This is a genomic window from Kitasatospora sp. NPDC088160, from assembly GCF_044741445.1.
Lineage (GTDB): Bacteria > Actinomycetota > Actinomycetes > Streptomycetales > Streptomycetaceae > Kitasatospora.
In genome coordinates this window covers 237,521-256,162 of record NZ_JBIUSS010000007.1, presented here as the reverse complement: position 1 = coordinate 256,162, position 18,642 = coordinate 237,521, and the positions used below count along the sequence as shown (strand labels likewise).

At 75.5% G+C, this 18,642-nt stretch carries 14 protein-coding genes; 11 read left to right on the top strand and 3 right to left on the bottom strand.

Translation table 11 applies throughout. The features are described 5' to 3' along the window. Nucleotides 1–24: 24 nt before the first annotated feature. Together ACIOGZ_RS13265 and ACIOGZ_RS13260 are read left to right on the top strand one after the other, a co-directional pair. Entirely contained in the window at nucleotides 25–3,495 is a 3,471-nt protein-coding gene (locus ACIOGZ_RS13265) for a lantibiotic dehydratase (RefSeq protein WP_400985943.1), read from the top strand. Further along, nucleotides 3,492–4,856, top strand: a complete 1,365-nt coding sequence (locus ACIOGZ_RS13260; RefSeq protein ID WP_400985941.1) for a lanthionine synthetase LanC family protein — start codon at nucleotides 3,492–3,494, stop codon at nucleotides 4,854–4,856. The genes ACIOGZ_RS13265 and ACIOGZ_RS13260 overlap by 4 nt, the downstream gene beginning before the upstream one ends. 122 nt (nucleotides 4,857–4,978) lie before the next feature. On the opposite strand, the gene glmS is transcribed toward ACIOGZ_RS13260, so the two are convergent. Both glmS and ACIOGZ_RS13250 read right to left on the bottom strand, forming a co-directional pair. After that, entirely contained in the window at nucleotides 4,979–6,805 is a 1,827-nt protein-coding gene (glmS, locus tag ACIOGZ_RS13255; protein WP_363629411.1) for a glutamine--fructose-6-phosphate transaminase (isomerizing), read from the bottom strand. Nucleotides 6,806–6,913: 108 nt separating this feature from the next. Continuing rightward, nucleotides 6,914–7,189 (bottom strand): hypothetical protein, encoded by a 276-nt coding sequence (locus ACIOGZ_RS13250; protein WP_063350341.1) that lies wholly within the window; start codon nucleotides 7,187–7,189, stop codon nucleotides 6,914–6,916. A 204-nt stretch (nucleotides 7,190–7,393) separates the two neighbouring features. Here ACIOGZ_RS13250 and asnB point away from each other — a divergent pair, with 204 nt between their 5' ends. From asnB to ACIOGZ_RS13230, 4 genes are all read left to right on the top strand, one after another. After that, nucleotides 7,394–9,244, top strand: coding sequence for an asparagine synthase (glutamine-hydrolyzing) (gene asnB, locus ACIOGZ_RS13245; RefSeq protein WP_363585840.1), 1,851 nt, complete (start codon nucleotides 7,394–7,396; stop codon nucleotides 9,242–9,244). Between the two features lie 239 nt (nucleotides 9,245–9,483). Beyond that, a complete protein-coding gene (locus tag ACIOGZ_RS13240; protein WP_363585841.1) occupies nucleotides 9,484–10,602 on the top strand; it encodes a hypothetical protein in 1,119 nt (372 codons plus the stop codon). Between the two features lie 161 nt (nucleotides 10,603–10,763). Beyond that, a complete protein-coding gene (locus tag ACIOGZ_RS13235; protein WP_363585842.1) occupies nucleotides 10,764–12,188 on the top strand; it encodes a pyridoxal-dependent decarboxylase in 1,425 nt (474 codons plus the stop codon). Nucleotides 12,189–12,264: 76 nt separating this feature from the next. After that, nucleotides 12,265–12,786 (top strand): hypothetical protein, encoded by a 522-nt coding sequence (locus ACIOGZ_RS13230; RefSeq protein WP_363585843.1) that lies wholly within the window; start codon nucleotides 12,265–12,267, stop codon nucleotides 12,784–12,786. A gap of 96 nt (nucleotides 12,787–12,882) precedes the next feature. Here ACIOGZ_RS13230 and ACIOGZ_RS13225 read toward each other — a convergent pair whose 3' ends face one another. After that, on the bottom strand, nucleotides 12,883–13,617 hold the full coding sequence (locus tag ACIOGZ_RS13225) for a DUF2306 domain-containing protein (protein ID WP_363629418.1): 735 nt from the start codon (nucleotides 13,615–13,617) through the stop codon (nucleotides 12,883–12,885). 411 nt (nucleotides 13,618–14,028) lie between these two features. Here ACIOGZ_RS13225 and ACIOGZ_RS13220 point away from each other — a divergent pair, with 411 nt between their 5' ends. The 5 genes from ACIOGZ_RS13220 to ACIOGZ_RS13200 all read left to right on the top strand — a co-directional run bounded on the left by ACIOGZ_RS13220 (nucleotide 14,029) and on the right by ACIOGZ_RS13200 (nucleotide 18,480). After that, on the top strand, nucleotides 14,029–14,520 hold the full coding sequence (locus ACIOGZ_RS13220; protein ID WP_363629420.1) for a sortase-dependent protein: 492 nt from the start codon (nucleotides 14,029–14,031) through the stop codon (nucleotides 14,518–14,520). Between the two features lie 79 nt (nucleotides 14,521–14,599). Beyond that, nucleotides 14,600–15,409 carry a class F sortase gene (locus ACIOGZ_RS13215; protein WP_363629421.1) on the top strand — a complete coding sequence of 270 codons (810 nt, stop codon included), beginning with the start codon at nucleotides 14,600–14,602 and terminating at the stop codon, nucleotides 15,407–15,409. Nucleotides 15,410–15,584: 175 nt separating this feature from the next. Beyond that, nucleotides 15,585–16,469 carry a hypothetical protein gene (locus tag ACIOGZ_RS13210; RefSeq protein WP_363589698.1) on the top strand — a complete coding sequence of 295 codons (885 nt, stop codon included), beginning with the start codon at nucleotides 15,585–15,587 and terminating at the stop codon, nucleotides 16,467–16,469. Further along, on the top strand, nucleotides 16,466–17,266 hold the full coding sequence (locus ACIOGZ_RS13205; RefSeq protein ID WP_363589697.1) for a response regulator transcription factor: 801 nt from the start codon (nucleotides 16,466–16,468) through the stop codon (nucleotides 17,264–17,266). The genes ACIOGZ_RS13210 and ACIOGZ_RS13205 overlap by 4 nt, the downstream gene beginning before the upstream one ends. Beyond that, a complete protein-coding gene (locus ACIOGZ_RS13200; protein ID WP_363589696.1) occupies nucleotides 17,263–18,480 on the top strand; it encodes a HAMP domain-containing sensor histidine kinase in 1,218 nt (405 codons plus the stop codon). The genes ACIOGZ_RS13205 and ACIOGZ_RS13200 overlap by 4 nt, the downstream gene beginning before the upstream one ends. Nucleotides 18,481–18,642: the final 162 nt, after the last annotated feature.

Here is an 18,642-nt window from a genome sequence, read left to right as displayed (position 1 = left end):
AGGCACCGAGGCACGAGGAGCACAGTGGTCGAGACGCACGGAGCGCCCCAGGACGGACTCTTCACCGCGACCGGCCCGGTCCTGCTGCGGACACCCGCGCTGCCGCGCTCGCACCGCCACACCGTCCCGGCCGACCCCGCGCACCCCGCGCCGGGGTCCGCCGAGACCGCGCCGGGGTCCGCCGAGACCGCGCTCCTGACGTACCTCGCCGAGGCCGCCGCCGACCCGGCCCTGCGCGAGGCGATCGAGCTCTCCAGCCCCTCCCTGGCCGACCTGCTCGACCAGGTCGCCGCAGGCACCGTGCCCCGCCCGGCCGCGCTGCGCCGGGCGGCCGAGGCGGTCAGCCGCTACCGGTTGCGGATGGCCACCCGGCCGACGCCGTTCGGGCTGATGGCCGCGGTGGTGCCGGCGCGCTTCGGCGCGGCGGCCAAGGTCCGCTGGGGCGGGGCCGACCGCCGCGCCCTGCGGCCCGACCTGGGCTGGCTGCTCCCGCTGCTCGACCGACTGCGGACCGACCCTGCGGTGCTGCCCGGCCTGCGGCTGGCCGTGGACCAGCAGGCCCGGCTGCGCGGCGGTCGCCTGGTGCTGCCGTACCTGCCCGAGCGTCGGCCCGCCGCCGCCGGTGCCGAGGCGGAGCCGGTCGCCGAACGGACCGTACGGGCCACCGCCGTCGTCCGGGCCGCGATCCGGACCGCCGCCGAGCCGGTCCGGCACTGCGACCTGCTGGCCGCGCTGACCGCCGACTTCCCCACGGCCCCGGCCGAGGCCGTCGCGGCCCTGGTCCGCTCGCTGGTCGGCCAGGGCTTCCTGCTCACCGACCTGACGCCTCCGGCGGACAGCACCGACCTGCTCGGCCATGTGCTCGACCGGATACCCGCCGACCACCCGGTGCACCCCGAACTGGCGGCCGTCCGGAGCGCGTTGGCGCAGGCCGCCGCCCTGCCCGGCGGGCAGGCCACCGACCTGCTGCGCGAACTCCGGACCCGGATGACCCGGCTCGCCCCGGCCGACCGCCCGCTCCACGCGGATCTCGCCCTGGACGCCGAGGTGGTCCTGCCGGACCAGGTCCGCACCGAGCTGGAGAGGACCGCCGCGCTCCTCTGGCGCCTGTCGCCGCCGGCCCCCGGGCCCGAGCACCTGCGCGCGTACCACGCGGAGTTCGTCGAGCGGTACAGCACGGACAGCCCCGTCCCGCTGGCCGAACTGCTCGACCCCGACACCGGCCTGGGCCCGCCGGCCGGCTACCGGCGCCCGGCCGGCCCCCGCGGCACGGCCAACCCCCAGCCCGCCCGGGCCCGCACCGACGCCGACGCGGCCCGCGACCGGTTGCTGGCCGAACTGGCGGCGGGCGCCCTCGCCGACCGGGAGCCGGACGGCGCGCTGCCCGAAGTGCTCCTGGACGACGACCTGCTGGCCCGGCTGGCCCCGCCGCGCGACGAGGCGGGCGGCGCCGTCGACACCCCGCCCGCATCCCTGGAGCTGTACGCCGAACTGGCGGCGGACTCCCTGGAGGCGCTGGACGCCGGGGACTTCCGACTCGTGCTCTCCCCTGTCGCCGGCAGTGACCGCGCCGGAGCCACCTTCGGCCGCTTCGCCACCCTGCTCGCGGGTGCGGGGGGCGACCGCGGCCCGGGTGCCGAACCGGGCGCGGACCCGGGCCGGTCGGCGGACGACCCCGCGGCGGCCGGCGGGGCACTGCTGGCCGAGGCCGCCGGGTCCGTGCAGTCCGCTGGGCCCACCGGATCCGGCGACCACGGCGCACTCGAAGCGCACCTGGAGTTCACCCCGTACCGCGCGCGCCATGCCAACATCGCCCTGACCCCGCGCTGGCTCGACCACCGGGTGGTGGTCAGCGCCTTCGCCGACCCGGGCGGCCCCTCCGTACTTCCGTTGGACGACCTGGTCGTGCTGGCCGACCCCGACCGGCTCGCGGTGTACTCCCGCCGCCTCGGCCGCGAGGTCCGCGTCGCCACCCATCACGTGCTCAACCTGCGCAGCGGTGCGCCCAACGCGGCCCGTTTCCTCCAGGAGGTGACGCTGACCGGGCAACGGCCCTGGCAGCCCTGGGACTGGGGGGCGGCGAGCAGCGCGCCCGTGCTGCCGCGCGTCCGCCGGGGCCGGGTGGTGCTGGCCCCGGCCACCTGGCGGCTGACCGCGCCCGTCCCGGCGGCCTCCGCCCCGTTCGAGCAGTGGGACGAGGGCCTGGCCCGCTGGCGCCGACGCTGGGGAGTGCCGGCCGCCGTCCGCCTGATCAGCGGCGACCAGCGGATCAGCCTGGACCTCGACCTCCCGTGGCACCGGCGGCTGTTGCACAGCCAGGCGCGGTCCGCCGAGCCCACCGTGCTCCAGGAGGACCCCAACCCGGCCGGCGACGGAGGCTGGCTGTGCGGACCGGATGGTGCGCGGACCGCCGAACTGGTGGTCCCGCTGCGCCGCAGCACGACCGGGCCGACCGCGTCCGGACCTCGCCGCCCGCTGCCCGCCCGGCGCGACCGGACCGTCGAACTCCCCGGCGGATCCTGGCTGTTCGCCCGGCTGGCGGCCACCGAGGCGCGCCAGGAGGAGATCCTGGTCGAACACCTGCCCCGGCTGCTCGACGCCCTGCCCGCCGACGTGGACCGCTGGTTCTTCATCCGCTATCAGGACTCCGCGCCGCATCTGCGGCTGCGTTTCCACGGTGCGCCGCCGGTCCTCGCCGCCCGACTGCTGCCCACCGTGCACGACTGGGTGCGGGAGCTGCACCGGGCCGGGCTCGCCGCCGACCTGCGCCTGGAGGGGTACGCGCCGGAGACCGACCGCTACGGCGGCGCCGAGGTGCTCGCCGACGCCGAACGGGTCTTCCAGGCCGACAGCCTGGTCGCGCTGGCGGCGCTGCGACTGGCCCGGGCGGAGCGCTCGCTCTCCCGGGACCTGCTCGCCGCCGTGAACCTCGCCGGCACCGCGCAGGCCTTCCTGGCCGGCCGCGCGGGGCAGTCGGCGGGGCAGCCAGCGGGGCAGCCGGTGGGAGACCGCGTTCCTGACGACGGGCCCGAGGGCCGCACCGACCTCCCCACCAGTCTCTCCGCCGACCTCCCCGCCGGCCTCCCCGCCGACCGGCAGGCCGTCGCGCCGGCCGTCCCCGGCGTGCCCTCGGTCGGGGCCTGGCTGGCGGGGGTGTATCCGAAGTCGGAGCGCCACCACCAGGCGTTCCGGGCCCAGCGCGCGGCCGCGTTGCGGGCGATCGGCCCCGACGGGCCGACCGTCCCGGCGGGCGGCCTGCTGCCCGCCGACCCCGCGCTGGCCGACGCCTGGCGGCAGCGGGCCGTCGCACTCGCGCGGTACGCGTCCCGGGTGGAGCCGTCGTCGGCCGACCCGGTGCTGGCCTCGCTGCTGCACATGGGCCACAACCGGCTGATCGGGATCGACCGCGAGGCCGAACGCCGGGCCTACGCACTGGCCCGAGGCGCTGTCGAGGCCCACCGGGCCCGCCGCTCCAGCCCGCGGGAGGGGCGATGAACACGACGGATCCGATCCGCGCCGTGGCCGAGTCGCTCAGCAGGCCCGGTGCGCTCGAAGAACCGGCCGCCGGCACCACGACGCCCTCGGCGTCCGCGCCGCCCCCAGCGGCGCACGCGCTCGGGGCCGGCCGCAGCGGCGCCGCGCTCGCACTCGCCGTACTGGCCGACCGCGAGGACGACGCCGCGCTGCGCCGCGCCGCGCACGGGCACCTCACGGCCGCCGTGAAAGCCCCCGGGGCGATGCGGGGCGGCGGACTCTTCTCCGGCGCCGCCGCGATCGCCTTCGCCGCCCGCACCATGGCGCGGCGCCCCGGCGAGTACCGCACGCTGCTCGACGGGCTGACGCCCCGGGTCCGGCAGGCCGCGGCCGGGCGCGTCGCCGACCTGCGCGCCGATCTGGCCGCCGGCACGGGCCTGCGCGCACACACCTTCGACGCCGTCTCGGGCGCGGCGGGCCTGGGCCGGCTACTGCTCGCGCTGGAGCCGGCCGGACCGGCACTGGCCGATCTGCTCACCGCGCTGGTCGCGCTGGCCGAGCCGACCGGCGGTGTGCTGCCGCGCTGGTGGACCGCCGGTGGACCGGGACTGCCCGGCGCGGATCCCGGGTTCCCCCGGGGGCACCTCAACCTGGGCCTGGCCCACGGGGTCCCGGGCCCGCTCGCCCTCCTGGCGCTGGCCAGGCTGCGCGGTGTGGAGGTGCCCGGGCAGGACGAGGCGATCGAGGCGCTGGCGAGTTGGCTCGCCGCCCGGCGGATCCCCGGCCCGGTCGACCCGGTCGATCAGGGCGCCCCGGTCGATCCGGTCAGGCCCGTCCCGCCGGCCGCTTCGGGGCCCATGGATCGGCCCGGCGTGGGCGGCTCCTGGCCGATGACCGTGCGCGTCGAGGACGAGGAGGCCGGCCGGCTGCCGGCCGACCAGCCGACGCGGGCGGCCTGGTGCTACGGAACCCCCGGTGCGGCCCGCGCGCTCTTCCTGGCGGGCGCGGCCCACGGCCGCTCCGACTGGCGGACCACCGCCGTCGCGGCGCTGACCGACACGCTGCGCGACCCCGCCGGCTGGAACCTCCAGGGCCCCGGACTCTGCCACGGCACCGGCGGCCTGCTGCGGATCGCCCAGCGGATGGCCGAGGACTCCGGCTCCGTCGAACTGACCGCCCGCCTGCCCGCGCTCGCCGCCACCGTCGCGAGCCGGCTCGACACGGCACTCGGCGCCGGAGACCCGCCCGGCCTCCTGGAGGGGACGGCAGGCGCGGCCCTCGCCCTGCACGCCCACGCCCGTGCCCGTACCGCTGCGCGGGCGTCCTCGGCGGGCACCGGCGACGCCGCCGAGGAGTGGGACGCCTTCCTGCTGATCTGCTGAGCTGCTGAGCTGCTGAGCTGCTGAGCTGCTGAGCTGCTGAGCTGCTGAGCTGCTGAGCTGCTGAGCTGCTGATCATCAGGAAAGCCGTCCCACCCGCCGGGCCGTCACTTCTCGGGGGCGCCCTACTCCACCGTCACGCTCTTCGCCAGGTTGCGCGGCTTGTCGACATCGCGGTCGAGGGCCACGGCGGCGTGGTAGGCGAGGAGTTGGAGCGGGATGTTGAGCAGCAGCGGGTCGAGCTCGGGCTCGCTCTTGGGGACGAGGACGCAGTGGTCGGCGAGCTTGTCCTCGGGGCGGCGGTGCGCGATGGCGATCACGCGGCCGGAGCGGGCCTTGATCTCACCGAGGGTGGTGAGGTTCTTGTCGAGCAGTTCGTCGTCCGGGACGAGTGCGACGGTGGGCAGTTCGGGGCTGATCAGCGCCAGCGGACCGTGCTTCAGCTCGCTCGCCGGGTAGGCCTCGGCGTGCACGTAGGAGATCTCCTTGAGCTTCTGCGCGCCCTCCCGGGCGACCGGGTAGCCGCGGACCCGGCCGATGAACATCATGCCCGCCGATCCGGCGTACTCGGCGGCGAGTTCGGCGATGGCCTCGGTCTGCGCGAGTACCTCGCGGATCTGGTCCGGCAGCGCCTTCAGGGCCGCGACGATCCGGCGGCCGTCGGCGGGCGACAGGTCGTGGATGCGGCCGAAGTGCAGGGCGAGCAGCGCGAAGGCGACCACGGTGGAGGTGAAGGCCTTGGTGGAGGCGACCGAGATCTCCGGCCCGGCGTGCAGGTACATGCCGCCGTCGCACTCGCGGGCGATGGCGCTGCCCACGGTGTTGACGACGCCGAGCACCCGGCCGCCCTTGCGCTTGATCTCCTGGACGGCGGCCAGCGTGTCGTAGGTCTCGCCGGACTGGCTCACCGCGATGTAGAGCGTGTCCGCCTCGATCACCGGGTTGCGGTAGCGGAACTCGGAGGCGGGCTCGCTGTGCGCGGGGATGCGGGAGAGTTCCTCGATCAGCTGGGCGCCCATCTCGCCGGCGTAGTAGGCGGATCCGCAGCCGAGGATCTTCACCCGGCGGATCTCGCGCAGCTCCCGGGCGTCCAGGTTGAGGCCGCCGAGGTGCGCGGTGGAGAAGCGCTCGTCGAGCCGGCCGCTGAGCGTGCGCTCGACCGAGCCGGGCTGCTCGTGGATCTCCTTGAGCAGGAAGTGCTCGTAGCCGCCGGTGTCGTAGGAGTCGATCTCCCAGTCCACGGTGGACGGCTGGTGGTGGGTGGTGCGGGCGTCGGTGGTGAAGGTGCGGAAGCCGTCGGCGCGGACGGTGGCCAGCTCGCCGTCCTCCAGGTGGACGACCTGGCGGGTGTAGCGGACGAGGGCGGAGACGTCGGAGGCGACGAACATCTCCTTCTCACCGAGGCCGAGCACTATCGGGCTGCCGTTGCGGGCGGCCACGATCCGGTCCGGCTGCTCGGCGTCGAGCACCGCGATGCCGTAGGTGCCGACCACCCGGGCGAGCGCGGCGCGCACCGCGTCCTCCAGCTCGACTCCCTCGCCGACGTGCGCGGCGATCAGGTGGGAGAGCACCTCGGTGTCGGTCTCGGAGCGGAACACGACGCCGTCGGCGGTGAGCTTGGCGCGCAGTTCGTCGGCGTTCTCGATGATGCCGTTGTGGACGACGGCGATCCGCTCGGCGCCGTCCAGGTGCGGGTGGGCGTTGGCGTCACTGGGCACGCCGTGGGTCGCCCAGCGGGTGTGGCCGATGCCGGTGCCGCCCTTGAACCGGGCCGGGACGGCGGCGGCCAGGTCGGCGACCCGGCCCTTGACCTTGCGGACCTTGAGCCCACCGGTGCGCCCGGTGACGGCCACGCCGGCCGAGTCGTAGCCGCGGTACTCCAGCCGGGCCAGGCCCTCCAGCAGGAAGGGGGTCGCGTCCTTGGGGCCGATGTAGGCCACGATTCCGCACATGCGTGGTCTCCTCTTCGTGAATGCCGTAAGTGCCGTGAATGCCGTGAATGCCGCGAGTGCTGCGAATGCTGCGAATGCGCCAGTGCCGCGCCCCCGCCCCGGCAGCGCTCAGCCGTAGACGATCCGGCGCAGCTGGCGGGCCGAGAGCTCGGGTGCCGCGACCCGGCGGGCGGGGAGTTCCTCGGCGAGCCGGGTGAAGATCCGTTCGTTGGTCAGTCCGCGTGCCTGGAGCTCGCCGTGGCGGCGGCGGACGTACTCCTCGGTGCTCTCGGAGAAGTACGCCAGCACCTCCGCCACGACCCGCGCCGCCTCCCGGGGCCCGAGCGGGCTGGTCCGGGTGAGGTGGGCGAGGAGGTCGTCGTGAGGGTGGGGTGAGCTCGGCACGAGTGAGGAGCCTAGGCCGCGCCGCCTCTGGGGCCAAGAATCCTGCCCGAAATCGGGCAGACTTTACGACTTTCAGCTCAAACAATCAGTCACATCGTCCTCCCGAGCCCCTTCCGACTCCTTCCCGACGCACCCTTGTAGCCGCACCCCTCCGACACGTAGCGTCATTTTCCGCATACGTAGCGGAAGACCGGAGGCTTGCTGATGTGCGGGATCACCGGATGGGTCGCCTTCAACCGTGACCTCACCGCCGAACGGGCCGTCGTCGACGCCATGACGGCCACCCAGATCTGCCGCGGCCCGGACGCCGGCGGCGTCCACCTGGAGCGACACGCCGCCCTCGGCCACCGCCGCCTCGCGGTGATCGACCTGGAGGGCGGCGTCCAGCCCATGACCGTCGAGCACGACGGCCGGCTGCTGGCGGCGCTCACCTACAGCGGCGAGGTCTACAACCACCGCGAGCTGCGCGCGGAACTGAAGGCGGCCGGACACCGCTTCCGCACCCGCAGCGACACCGAGGTCGTGCTGCACGCCTACCTGGAGTGGGGCGAGGGCCTGGCCGAACGCCTCAACGGGATGTTCGCCTTCGCGATCTGGGACGCCCGCAGCGAGGAACTGCTGCTGGTCCGCGACCGGATGGGCGTCAAGCCGCTGCACTACCACCTCACCCCCGACGGCGTGATCTTCGGCTCCGAGGTGAAGGCCATCCTGGCCCACCCCGCCGTCCGCCCGGTGGTCGACCTGGACGGGCTGCGCGAACTGCTCGCCTTCACCCGCACCCCGGGCATCACCCCCTACCGGGGCATCGTCGAGGTCCGGCCCGGGCACGTCGTCCGGGTCCGCCGCGAGGGCGTGTCGGTGCGCCGCTACTGGGCGCTGGAGGCGCGCGAGCACACCGACACCCTCGAGGCCACCGTCGCCACCGTCCGGGCCCTGCTGGACGACATCGTCCACCGCCAGCTCGATTCGGACGTCCCGCTCTGCTCGCTGCTCTCCGGCGGTCTGGACTCCAGCGCCGTCACCGCCCTCGCCGCCCGGGTCCTGCGGGCCGAGGGTGCCGGCCCGGTGCGCTCCTTCGCCGTCGACTTCGCCGGCCAGAGCGAGAACTTCCACGCCAGCGAGGTCCGGCCGACCCTGGACGGCCCGTACGCCCGGCTGCTGGCCGAGCACGTCGGGGCCGACCACAACGTGATCGAGCTGGACGCCGCCGCGCTCACCGACCTCGCCCAGCGGGACGCCGTCCTGCGCGCCCGCGACCTGCCCGGCGGCTTCGGCGACATGGACATCTCGCTGTTGCTGCTCTTCCAGGGCGTGCGCCGCCAGTCCACCGTCGCCCTGTCGGGCGAGTCCGCGGACGAGCTGTTCGGCGGCTACCGCTGGTTCCACGACCCGAAGGCCGTCGCCGCCGACGACTTCCCCTGGGCGGTCTCGCTGACCGGCCTCGGCGGCCAGGGCACAGGGCCGCGCGAACACCTGCTCGACGCCGGCCTGCTCGCCGAGCTCGACCTGCCCGGCTACCGGCGGGCCCGCTACCACGAGGCACTCGCCGAAGTCCCGCACCTGCCGGACGCCGATCCGCTGGAACGGCGGATGCGCGAGATCTCGTACCTCCACCTGACCCGCTTCGTCTGCATCCTGCTCGACCGCAAGGACCGGATGAGCATGGCCAACGGTCTGGAGGTGCGGGTGCCGTTCTGCGACCACCGGCTGGTCCAGTACGTCTTCAACACGCCGTGGGCGATGAAGCACTTCGACGGCCGGGAGAAGAGCCTGCTGCGCGCCGCCGTCCGGGACGTGCTGCCGGACGCCGTCGCCGACCGGGTGAAGAGCCCGTACCCGGTCACCGAGGACCCGCACTACCCGGCGCTGCTGCGGGCCGAGCTCGCCCGGCTCGCCGCCGAGCAGAAGTCCCCGGCGCTCGCCCTGCTCGACCGGCGGCGCCTCGCCGACGCGCTCGATCCGGGCACCGACCCGCAGTCCGTCCGGCTGGCCGTCGACTTCGCGCTCGAACTGCACACCTGGCTGACGGACTACCAGGTGACGCTGGACATCTGACGGCGGGCCGCCCCGGGCGGCGCGGCGGCCTCGACGGCGGGCCGCTGCGCCGTTCGGGTGATTGATCCGGGTGACGAATCCCGGGTGATCATCCGGAACCAACCCGCCGCGCCCGGGCGTCGGACGGTGCGGTAGCGTCGCCGACACCTCCCGAATGGCGGGCGATAACGCGGATTCCCGCCGCCGTGCCGTCAGGATGGGAGCGAACCGTCCACCTCGATCCGCCGGGGGATCACCTCATGCAACCGCGGGTATTCGCGATTCTCACCGCCCTGCTCCTGGGCGTCCTGGGCCTCGGGTCGGTGGCCGTCACCGACTGGTCGCCCGCGACCGCCACCGTGGCAACGACCCCGGCCGCCACCGCGGGCTCCGGCGCCGCCGCGCCCGGCGTCGCGCCGGCGGCCGCGAGCGCCACCCCGACCGGCGACCCGGCGGTGTGGACCCGCTCGACGCTGCGCAACAAGCTGATGGCCGAGATGGACGCCAGCGACCCCGGCGTCGCGCTCGCCGACCTCGACAAGATCACCAAGGAGAAGCCGTACACCGTGCGCTTCTGCCACCCGATCGCGCACGAGCTCGGCCACGCGGCGGTCAAGCGCTTCAACGCCGACTTCCAGAAGGTCATCTCCTTCCCGCACGAGACCTGCGCGGCCGGCTACCTGCACGGCGCGGTCGAGGAGATGCTCAACGCCTCCGCCCAGCCCGAGGTGGACCTGCTCAAGCTCTGCGCGCCCAAGAACACCGGCCCGTGCATCCACGGTGTCGGCCACGGCACCATGTTCGTCGCCAAGCAGGACGTCCCCAAGGCGCGCGAGCTGTGCAGCAAGTTCCCCAGCGACCAGAACAAGATCCGCTGTTCCGAAGGACTGTTCATGCAGCTCTTCGGCCCGGACGAGGAGGACGAGAAGGCCAAGGCGAACCTGCCCGCCGACAAGCTCGCCCAGGACCCGCTGTACCCGTGCAAGGACCAGCCGGGCCTGTTCCAGTCCGCGTGCTTCTTCTACGCCCCGACCTTCTACCTCTCCTCGCACGACTACCCGAACCACCCCGAGGTCTACGCCGACGCCCTCAAGTGGTGCCTCAACGGCAAGGCCAGCGGCGGGGCGACCGACTGCAGCCGCGGCGTCGGCTCGCGGACGATGAAGTACAACCTCGACCGCGAGGACTGGGCCGCCCAGCAGTGCGGCACCGCCGCCGACGGCTGGCAGCGCAAGGCCTGCGCCGAGGGCCTGGTCAGCTACTACACGGTGAACTACACCGACGACGGCGCGGCCGGCCGGCTCTGCGCCAAGATCACCGACAGGGAGATGCAGGGCTACTGCCGCTCCGCCAGCGGCCTGTCCAGCTCGCTCGACTGACCTCGCCCGTCCCACCGGGACCGACCGCCCCGTCTCACCTGGAGGGCCCGCGCCGCACGGCGCGGGCCCTTTCCGTAGGATCGGCCGACCGGTCCACCGGACCGGACGATCAGGGTGCGCCGAGGACGCCGCGCCTCCCCCGCCCCTGGAGAGCCGCCATCATGACCGCCGAGGACTTCCGCGCCGCCGCGCACACCGCCGCCGACCTCGTCTCCGACTACCTCGCCGAACTGCCCGGGCGCCCGGTCTGGCAGCCGATGGACGACACCGCCCGCCGGGCCCTGCTCGACGCCCCGCTGCCCGCCGCCGGCCGCCCGCTCGCCGACCTCCTCACCGCCATCGGGCAGGACGTCCTCCCCCACCCGATGGGCAACGGCCACCCCCGCTTCTTCGGCTGGGTCAACTCCGCCCCCGCCCCCGCCGGAGTCCTCGCCACCCTCGCCGCCTCCGCCATGAACCCCAGCTCGGCCGGCGGCGACCACGCCGACGTCCACCTGGAACGCGCCGTGGTCCGCTGGATCGCCGAACTCGTCGGCTTCCCACACCCGGCCGGCGGCGGCCTGCTCACCTCCGGCACCTCGATGGCCACCATCGTGTGCCTGGCCGCCGCCCGCAACCGCGCCGCCCGCCGGGCCGGCTGGGACGTCCGCGAGGACGGCCTGGCCGGCCTGCCGCCGCTGGTCGGCTACGTCACCGGCGAGACCCACTCCTGCGTCCGCAAGGCCGCCGAACTCCTCGGCCTCGGCAGCCGGCACCTGCGCACCGTCGCCACCGGGCCGGACGGCCGCCTCGACCCCGCCGAACTGCGGGCCGCCGTCGAACGCGACCGGGCCGCCGGACTGCTGCCCTTCCTGGTCGTCGCCTCGGCCGGCACCGTCGGCACCGGCGCCGTCGACGACTTCGGCCCGATCGCCGACCTCTGCGCCGAGCAGCGCCTGTGGCTGCACGTCGACGGCGCGTACGGGGCCTTCGGCAGGCTCGACCCGGCCATCGCCCACCGCTACGCCGGCCTGGAGCGCGCCGACTCCCTCGCCCTCGACCCGCACAAGTGGCTGGGCGTGCCCGTCGACTGCGGCTGCGCGCTGGTGCGCGACACCGAGGAACTGCGCGCCACCTTCAGCCTCGTCCCCTCCTACCTGCGCGACGAGGCGGCCGGCGCGCTCGGCTGGTTCTCCGAGTACGGCACCGAGCAGACCCGCCCGTTCCGCGCGCTCAAGGTCTGGGCCACCATCGCCCACAAGGGCCGCGACGGCATCGCCCGGGACATCGCCCGCTGCACCGCCCTCGCCCGCCGCCTCGGCGAACTGATCGGGGCAGACGGGGAGTTGGAGCTGCTGGCCGAGGTCCAGACCTCCATCGTCGCGTTCCGCCACCGCACCCCCGGGCACGACGAGGCCGCCGTCGACGCCCTCAACCGCGAACTCCCCGCCGTCGTCCAGCGGCGCGGCCGGGTCTTCGTCACCGGAGCCCGCCTCGGCGACCGCGAGATGCTCCGCGCCTGCCTGCTCAACGCCGCCACCACCGAGGCCGACCTGGAGCTCCTGCTCACGGAGGTCAAGGCGGCGGCTGCGGACCTGCAACCGTAACGCGGGCCCGGCGACCTTAACCACCAGGTCACGGCGGGTTCGTGGACAGGAAACACCCGTCGGGCAGAGTGCTGTCATGGAGCAGACGGAGCACACGGAGCACCCGACCATGCAGCCGACGCCCACCCTCCCCCGGGCCCGACGACGCGGCGCCGGCACCCACCGCTGGCGCCGCGACAGCGTCGAACTCGCCGCCGTCTTCGTCTCGGTCACCGCGGCCGACCTGGTCGCCAAGATCGTCGTCCGCGGCCCCGACGGCCCGGTGGTCCTCGCCGCCGCCGCCCTCGCCCTCCTCGCCACCGCCCTCTTCCACACCTGGTGGTCCCAGCGCCACCACCCCCACTCCCCCGCGCCCCCGACCACCCTGTGGCGCGTCCGCACCGCCGCCCGCAGCACCCCCGACGACCTGGCCCGCGTCCACACCGCCCTGGCCGACCAGCACGTCGCCGTCCTCTCCCGCCAGCCCCACCCCCTCCCCGGCACCACCGTCGACGAGCTCTACCTCCGCGCCCCCCACACCCTCACCCCCACCGACCTCACCACCCTCCTCGCCACCACCGGCCACCCCCTCCTCGACACCCCCACCCGCATCGGCTGACCGCGGCGCGACCACGGCGACGCGGCGGGCTCCCCAATACCGCTCCGCAGGAGGGGGTTCGACGCCCCTCCCGCGAGCCCGCACGCCGCGTCCGGCTCAGGACTGCGGGGCGGCCGGAGTGAGACGGTAGGCGGGCAGGCCCCGGCGGCGGATGAGGAATTCGGCGACTATCAGGTTGGGCAGCCAGCTGAGGAACGGGACGGCGGCGTAGGCGTTGTCGAAGAAGCGCTCGCCGTCGACGTGTCCCTGGGCGGTGAGCGTCTGGAGGAGGATGAGGACGCCGAGCCAGGACCGGAGGGTGACGGCGGCGTAGGTGAGGGCGAAGCTGCGGATCATCCAGGCGCGGTGGCTCGGCAGGTCGCGGTCGCGGACGGCGCGGTAGCCGCGCCAGGTGGTCCAGGCCCAGAGCAGGGCGAGCCCACCGAAGCCGAAGAAGCCGTTGAAGGCGGCGGAGTTGAAGAACGCCATGACGAACGCGGCCAGGGATCCCACCGCGACCCCGAAGACGTAGACGCGGCCGGTCCAGCGGTGGACGGCGGGGGATCGCCGGCGCAGCGTGGTGGAGAACTGGAACGGGCCGACCAGCAGCGCCAGCGCGGCCGTCACGATGTGGACGTAGAAGGTGACTTGGACGGCCGTCGGGCGCTCGGCGTAGGTGGCGGACACGCCGCCCTCCGACGCGGCGATGGGCAGGCCGGCCTGGGCGTACGTCCCCACGGCGTACCCGACGATCGCGAGCGAGGTCAGCAGGACGACGGCCCAGCGGACGCGCCCTCCCCTCCTGCTCGTCGGGGCGGGGGCGGTCGCGGCGCGGGCGGCGGTACTGGTCATCGGTGACCCCGATCGGCTGGAGGTGGGACGGCATCACGTGCACGGTGCGCGTCGCGCGGTCGGCCGGCGCTCTGCTCGCGGCGCCCACCACCACCCCGGAACTGGGGCCTACCACCACGCTGTTCGAACCGCAGCCAGTGTGGCCGGGCCCGCGGCCCCGGGCCATGGAGCGGCCCCCCGGGCCGGGAGGGGGGTTACCCCCACGACCCGACGCGACGTCAACCGGACGGCCTCCCACCGCACGGGCACCGCCGCCGCCAGCTTGACCGCAACGGGCCCCGGGGTTCGTTACGCAGCCGATGGGCGGCCGTGACACGACCGGCCGGGGACCGCGACACGGGCCTCCTACCGTCATGGACGACGCACCGGCCACCCCGGCCGGGAGGCGTCCATGACGAAGGAGAACACCGTATGAGCAGGAGCCGTACCCACCGCTCCCCCGCCCGCCGCGTGCTGGCCGTCTGCGCCCTGACCGGCGGCGCGCTGCTGACCGTCGTCACCGGCGGACAGGCCTTCGCCGACGGGACCCCGTCCGCCGCGCCTGCTGCGGGTGCCGGCGTGTCGGCCGCCCCCACCTCTACGCCCACCCCGGCCCGCCCCGCCCCGGCCGCCCCCTCGGTCGCGGGCAAGGACGCCTCGACCACGCCCACGGCGAAGCCCAGCGCGCAGCCCGCCGTCAGTGGCGCGCCCACGGCGCAGCCCGCCGCCGGCGGCGCCGGAGTCTCCAGTGACGGCAAGGCCCAGGTCCGTGAGGTGCCCAAGGGCGCGGCCCAGGCCGGCGACGGGTCCGGCGAGACCGACAGCAACGGCCTGATGCTGGCCGGTGGCGGGGCCGTCGCGGCCGTCGGCGCCGGTGCGCTGGGCTTCGCGATGCTGCGCCGCCGCTCCGGTGCGCGCGGCTGACACCGGCCCCGAGTCCGCCTGGCACCCCGGCGCCGCCTCCCCGCCCTTGACCGGGCGGGGAGGCGGCGCCGGGGGCCCGGTGGGTACCGGGGCCCCGGCGGGCGGCGGGCAGCCCGACAGCACGCCCGGCGCCGACGAGCCGGCCCGCCACGGCCGCCCGCGCGGTGGCCGCAGCCGGCGGCGCCGCAAGGCCTCCCCCGGCCCGGGCACACTGCGCCGGACGGCGTTCGGCGCGGCGGGCCTGGCCTGCCTGGTGCTGGGCACCACCGTGGCGTTGTCCGGCCAGCAGACCCCGGTGGTGCGGGTCGAGCCCTCGGTGCACGGCAGTACCGACAACCCGGCGGCCGCGCCCTCGGGAGGCCCCGGAACCACCGGGACGGCCGGGAGCACCGGGAGTCCGGCCGGCGCGCCGAAGCCGTTCGCCGCCTCGGCGCCGACCCGGCTGCTGGTCCCGGCCGCCGGGGTGGACGCCCCCGTGACCGGCCTCGGGCTGAATCCCGACGGGACGGTCGAGGTGCCGGCCGCCGACCGGGCCGACGAGGTCGGCTGGTACCGCAACGGGCCGACGCCCGGGGAGGCCGGCCCCGCCGTCCTCATCGGGCACTACGACACCGCGCACGGCCCGGCGGTCTTCCACGGCGTGCCGAAGCTGCGGCCGGGCGACCTGATCCAGGTGCGGCGCGCGGACGGCAGCACCGTGGACTTCAAGGTCCGCTCGCTGCTCCAGGCCGCCAAGGACCGCTTCCCGACCGAAACGGTCTACGGTGACACTCCCGAACCCGCTCTCAGGCTCATCACCTGCGGCGGGCGGATCGGCTCGGACGGGCACTGGACGGACAACATCATCGTCCTGGCGGACCTGGCCGGTCCGGGCGGCGCGACCGGCTGAAGCCACCGCGCCGCCCCGGTCGTCCCGGCCGTCGGGTCGTTTCGACTGTCGAACCGGCGCGGCGGCCGGGACGGCGGGACGGGAACCACCGACCGCCGTCCACGCGACCTACCACCGAAGCCGGTGCGGGGACGAACCGGCGCATCGCCGCAGACCAGGAGGACGAGCACCGACCGTGGCAGCAGCATCCCCACCCCGCCGCCGGCCCGTCGCCGTGCCGGTGGCGGCCCTCGCCGCCCTGGCCGTCCTCGTGACGCTCGCGGCCCTGGCCCTCGGCCGTGCCACCCCCGGCGGGCTCCAGGACCACGGCGCCACCCAGCCGGTGGCACCGCCGCTGGTGGCCCAGCCGCTCTGGCCCGACCTTGCGGCCTCCCCGCCGCCGCGCCCTCCCGCCACCGGCGCCGGGGCCGCCACGCAGGCCGCGCCGCAACCCGTCCCGGACGTGACCGTCCCCGGGCACGACATCAGGACGGTCGACGTCCGCACCGTCCTCGCCAAGGACTCCACGGTGGGCCCGGAGGAGCGGCGCGCCCTGGACTCCTGCCCCGCCTGCGACGTCCGCAGCCCCGAGTTCCGTGACCTCACCGGCGACGGGCGGGACGAACTGGTCGTCGCCGTCGTCACCCCCGGGCCCGTGGTCCTGCACGTCTACCTGCTGGCCGACGACCGGCTGCTGCCCATCCTCCAGGTCGAGGTGCTGAAGGGGTTCAGCGCCGCGACCGTGGGATCCGACCTGTGGCTCTACGAGCCGACCGGCGCGTTCGTCCGGACCAGCAGCCACTACCAGTGGGACGGCGTCCGGCTCGGCCTGCTGGAGCGGAAGGTCGAGGACACCGGCCCGATCGCCGGCCCGGGCGGCGGACCCGCGAACGGCAGTGCACAGACGCCCACCAGCACGCCCAGCGCCGGCCCCGCCGTCTCCCCGCACGACGGCCACGCATCCGCCCAACCGAAGCCCGCCATACCCGAGCCGGGCGCCGGCGCGGGCGTCTCCTCCCCGAGGACGGCCGTCCCGGTCCCCATCCGCCCGTCCTCGGCTCCCTCGGAAGCGAAGCCATGAACCCCCCAGCCGCGCCCGCCCACCCGCACATCCTGCTCGTCGAGGACGACGAGGTGATCCGGGAGGCCACCCGGATGGCCCTGGAGCGCTACGGCTTCCCGGTCACCACGGCCGCCGACGGCCTGGAGGGTCTGGAGGCCTTCCACGCCGTGCGCCCCGACCTCCTCCTGCTGGACGTCATGCTGCCGCTCCTCGACGGGGTCGGCCTCTGCCGCCGGATCCGGGAGGAGAGCCAGCTGCCGATCCTGATGATGTCGGCGCGCACCGACCCGGTCGACGTGGTGTCCGGTCTGGAGGCCGGGGCGGACGACTACGTCGTCAAGCCCTTCGAGAGCGCCGTGCTGGTCGCCCGGATCCGCACCGTGCTGCGCCGGGTGCGGGTGGTCCCGGCCGAACCCGCGCTGCCCGAGGAGCCGGTGGACCCCGCCGTCCCCGTCGCAGCGCCTGCTGCCGTCCCCGCCACCGCCGTCCCCGCCACCGCCGTTCCCGCGGACACCCCCTCCCCCGCGCTGCGCAGCTTCGACGGCATGCAGGTGGACACCGACAGCATGGAGGTGCGCGTCGACGGCCACCTCGTCCCGCTCACCCCCACCGAGCTGCGGCTGCTGCTGGAGTTCACCGCCGCGCCCGGCATCGTGCTGGAGCGCTCCACCCTGCTGGAACGCGTCTGGGACTACGACTGGGGCGCCGACACCCGGGTGGTGGACGTCCACGTGCAGCGGCTGCGCGCCAAGATCGGCTCCGGCCGGATCGAGACCGTCCGCGGGTTCGGCTACAAGCTGCGGCGTCCGGCATGACCCTGCGCCGTCAGATCGCCACCGCCGTCGCCGCCATCGCCGTCCTGGTGGCGGTGGCCGTCGGCCTGCTGGTCCACCAGGCGATGATCCGTCAGCACGTGGACCAGGCCCGCGCCGCCGCGCTCGCCGCGCTCGGCTCGGCCGTGGACACCTACAAGCGCGGCGAGGTCACCGACCGGTTCGCCCTGGACGACCCGGCGCTGCCCGAGGGGCTGCGGACGCTCGCGGCCGGCGGCCGCGAGGGCTCGCTGCTCGCCGGCGGTCCGCAGGGCGAGTCGATGTGGGCGGCCCGACCGGTCCAGACCGGGGTGCTCTCCGTGCGGGTGGACTTCACCCAGGACCGGCAGGCGATCGCCGACCTCGACCGGATCATCCTGATCACCGTCGTCGCCGCCGTCTTCACCACGGTCCTGGCCGGCGTCCTGGTCGCCGACCGGATCAGCCGCCGACTGCGCACCGCGGCGACGGCCGCCCGGGGCATCGCCGCCGGCCGGACGGACACCCGGATCGGCGAGCTCGTCGACGGGAAGGACGAGGTCGCCGACCTCGCCGCCGCCGTCGACCTGATGTCCCGCACCCTGCACCAGCGGCTGGAGGACGAGCAGCGCTTCACGGCGGACGTCGCCCACGAACTGCGCACCCCGCTCACCGGCCTGGTCACCGCCGCCGAGTTGCTCCCGCCCGGCCGCCCCACCCAGCTCGTCCAGAACCGGGTACAGGCCCTGCGCTCGCTGGTCGAGGACCTGTTGGAGGTCTCCCGCCTCGACGCCGACGCCGAGATCCCGGACTTCGCCCCCGTCCCGCTGGAGCGGGCGGTGCGCCGCACCGTCACGCTCACCGGCCTGGAGGTCGACGTGGACGTGGACGTGGCCGCCGACCGCCAGGTCCGCACCGACCTGCGCCGCCTCGACCGCATCCTCGGCAACCTGCTGATCAACGCCCACCGGCACGGCACCGCGCCGATCCGGCTGCACGTCGACGGCCACCGGATCACCGTCCGCGACCACGGCCCCGGCTACCCCGACGACCTCCTCGCCCGCGGCCCCCAGCGCTTCCGCACCAACGCCCCCGAACGCGGACGCGGCCACGGCCTCGGCCTCACCATCGCCACCGGCCACGCCCGCGTCATCGGCGCCGGCCTCACCTTCACCAACCACCCCGACGGCGGCGCCCTCGCCACCCTCACCCTGCCCGACGACCCGTCCCACCCCTGACCGCTCGACCGCAGCCGTGAGACATGGCCGCCGTGGGGGCGCCGCGGGGGGCGCGGCGGCCCCCCCCCCGCCCGGGGGGGGGGGGGGCCCCCCCCGGGGCCCCCCGCCCGGGGGGCGCGGGAGGGCCGCAGCGGTAGCGCGGGGGGTCCGCGCGCGCCGCGG

Bases quoted from the DNA above. Each gene is read 5' to 3' on its own strand.
- asnB (WP_363585840.1), top strand. From the start codon at position 7,394: ATGTGCGGGATCACCGGATGGGTCGCCTTCAACCGTGACCTCACCGCC.
- ACIOGZ_RS13240 (WP_363585841.1), top strand. From the start codon at position 9,484: ATGCAACCGCGGGTATTCGCGATTCTCACCGCCCTGCTCCTGGGCGTC.
- ACIOGZ_RS13225 (WP_363629418.1), bottom strand. From the start codon at position 13,617: ATGACCAGTACCGCCGCCCGCGCCGCGACCGCCCCCGCCCCGACGAGC.
- ACIOGZ_RS13260 (WP_400985941.1), top strand. From the start codon at position 3,492: ATGAACACGACGGATCCGATCCGCGCCGTGGCCGAGTCGCTCAGCAGG.
- ACIOGZ_RS13200 (WP_363589696.1), top strand. From the start codon at position 17,263: ATGACCCTGCGCCGTCAGATCGCCACCGCCGTCGCCGCCATCGCCGTC.
- ACIOGZ_RS13220 (WP_363629420.1), top strand. From the start codon at position 14,029: ATGAGCAGGAGCCGTACCCACCGCTCCCCCGCCCGCCGCGTGCTGGCC.
- ACIOGZ_RS13205 (WP_363589697.1), top strand. From the start codon at position 16,466: ATGAACCCCCCAGCCGCGCCCGCCCACCCGCACATCCTGCTCGTCGAG.
- ACIOGZ_RS13230 (WP_363585843.1), top strand. From the start codon at position 12,265: ATGGAGCAGACGGAGCACACGGAGCACCCGACCATGCAGCCGACGCCC.
- ACIOGZ_RS13235 (WP_363585842.1), top strand. From the start codon at position 10,764: ATGACCGCCGAGGACTTCCGCGCCGCCGCGCACACCGCCGCCGACCTC.
- glmS (WP_363629411.1), bottom strand. From the start codon at position 6,805: ATGTGCGGAATCGTGGCCTACATCGGCCCCAAGGACGCGACCCCCTTC.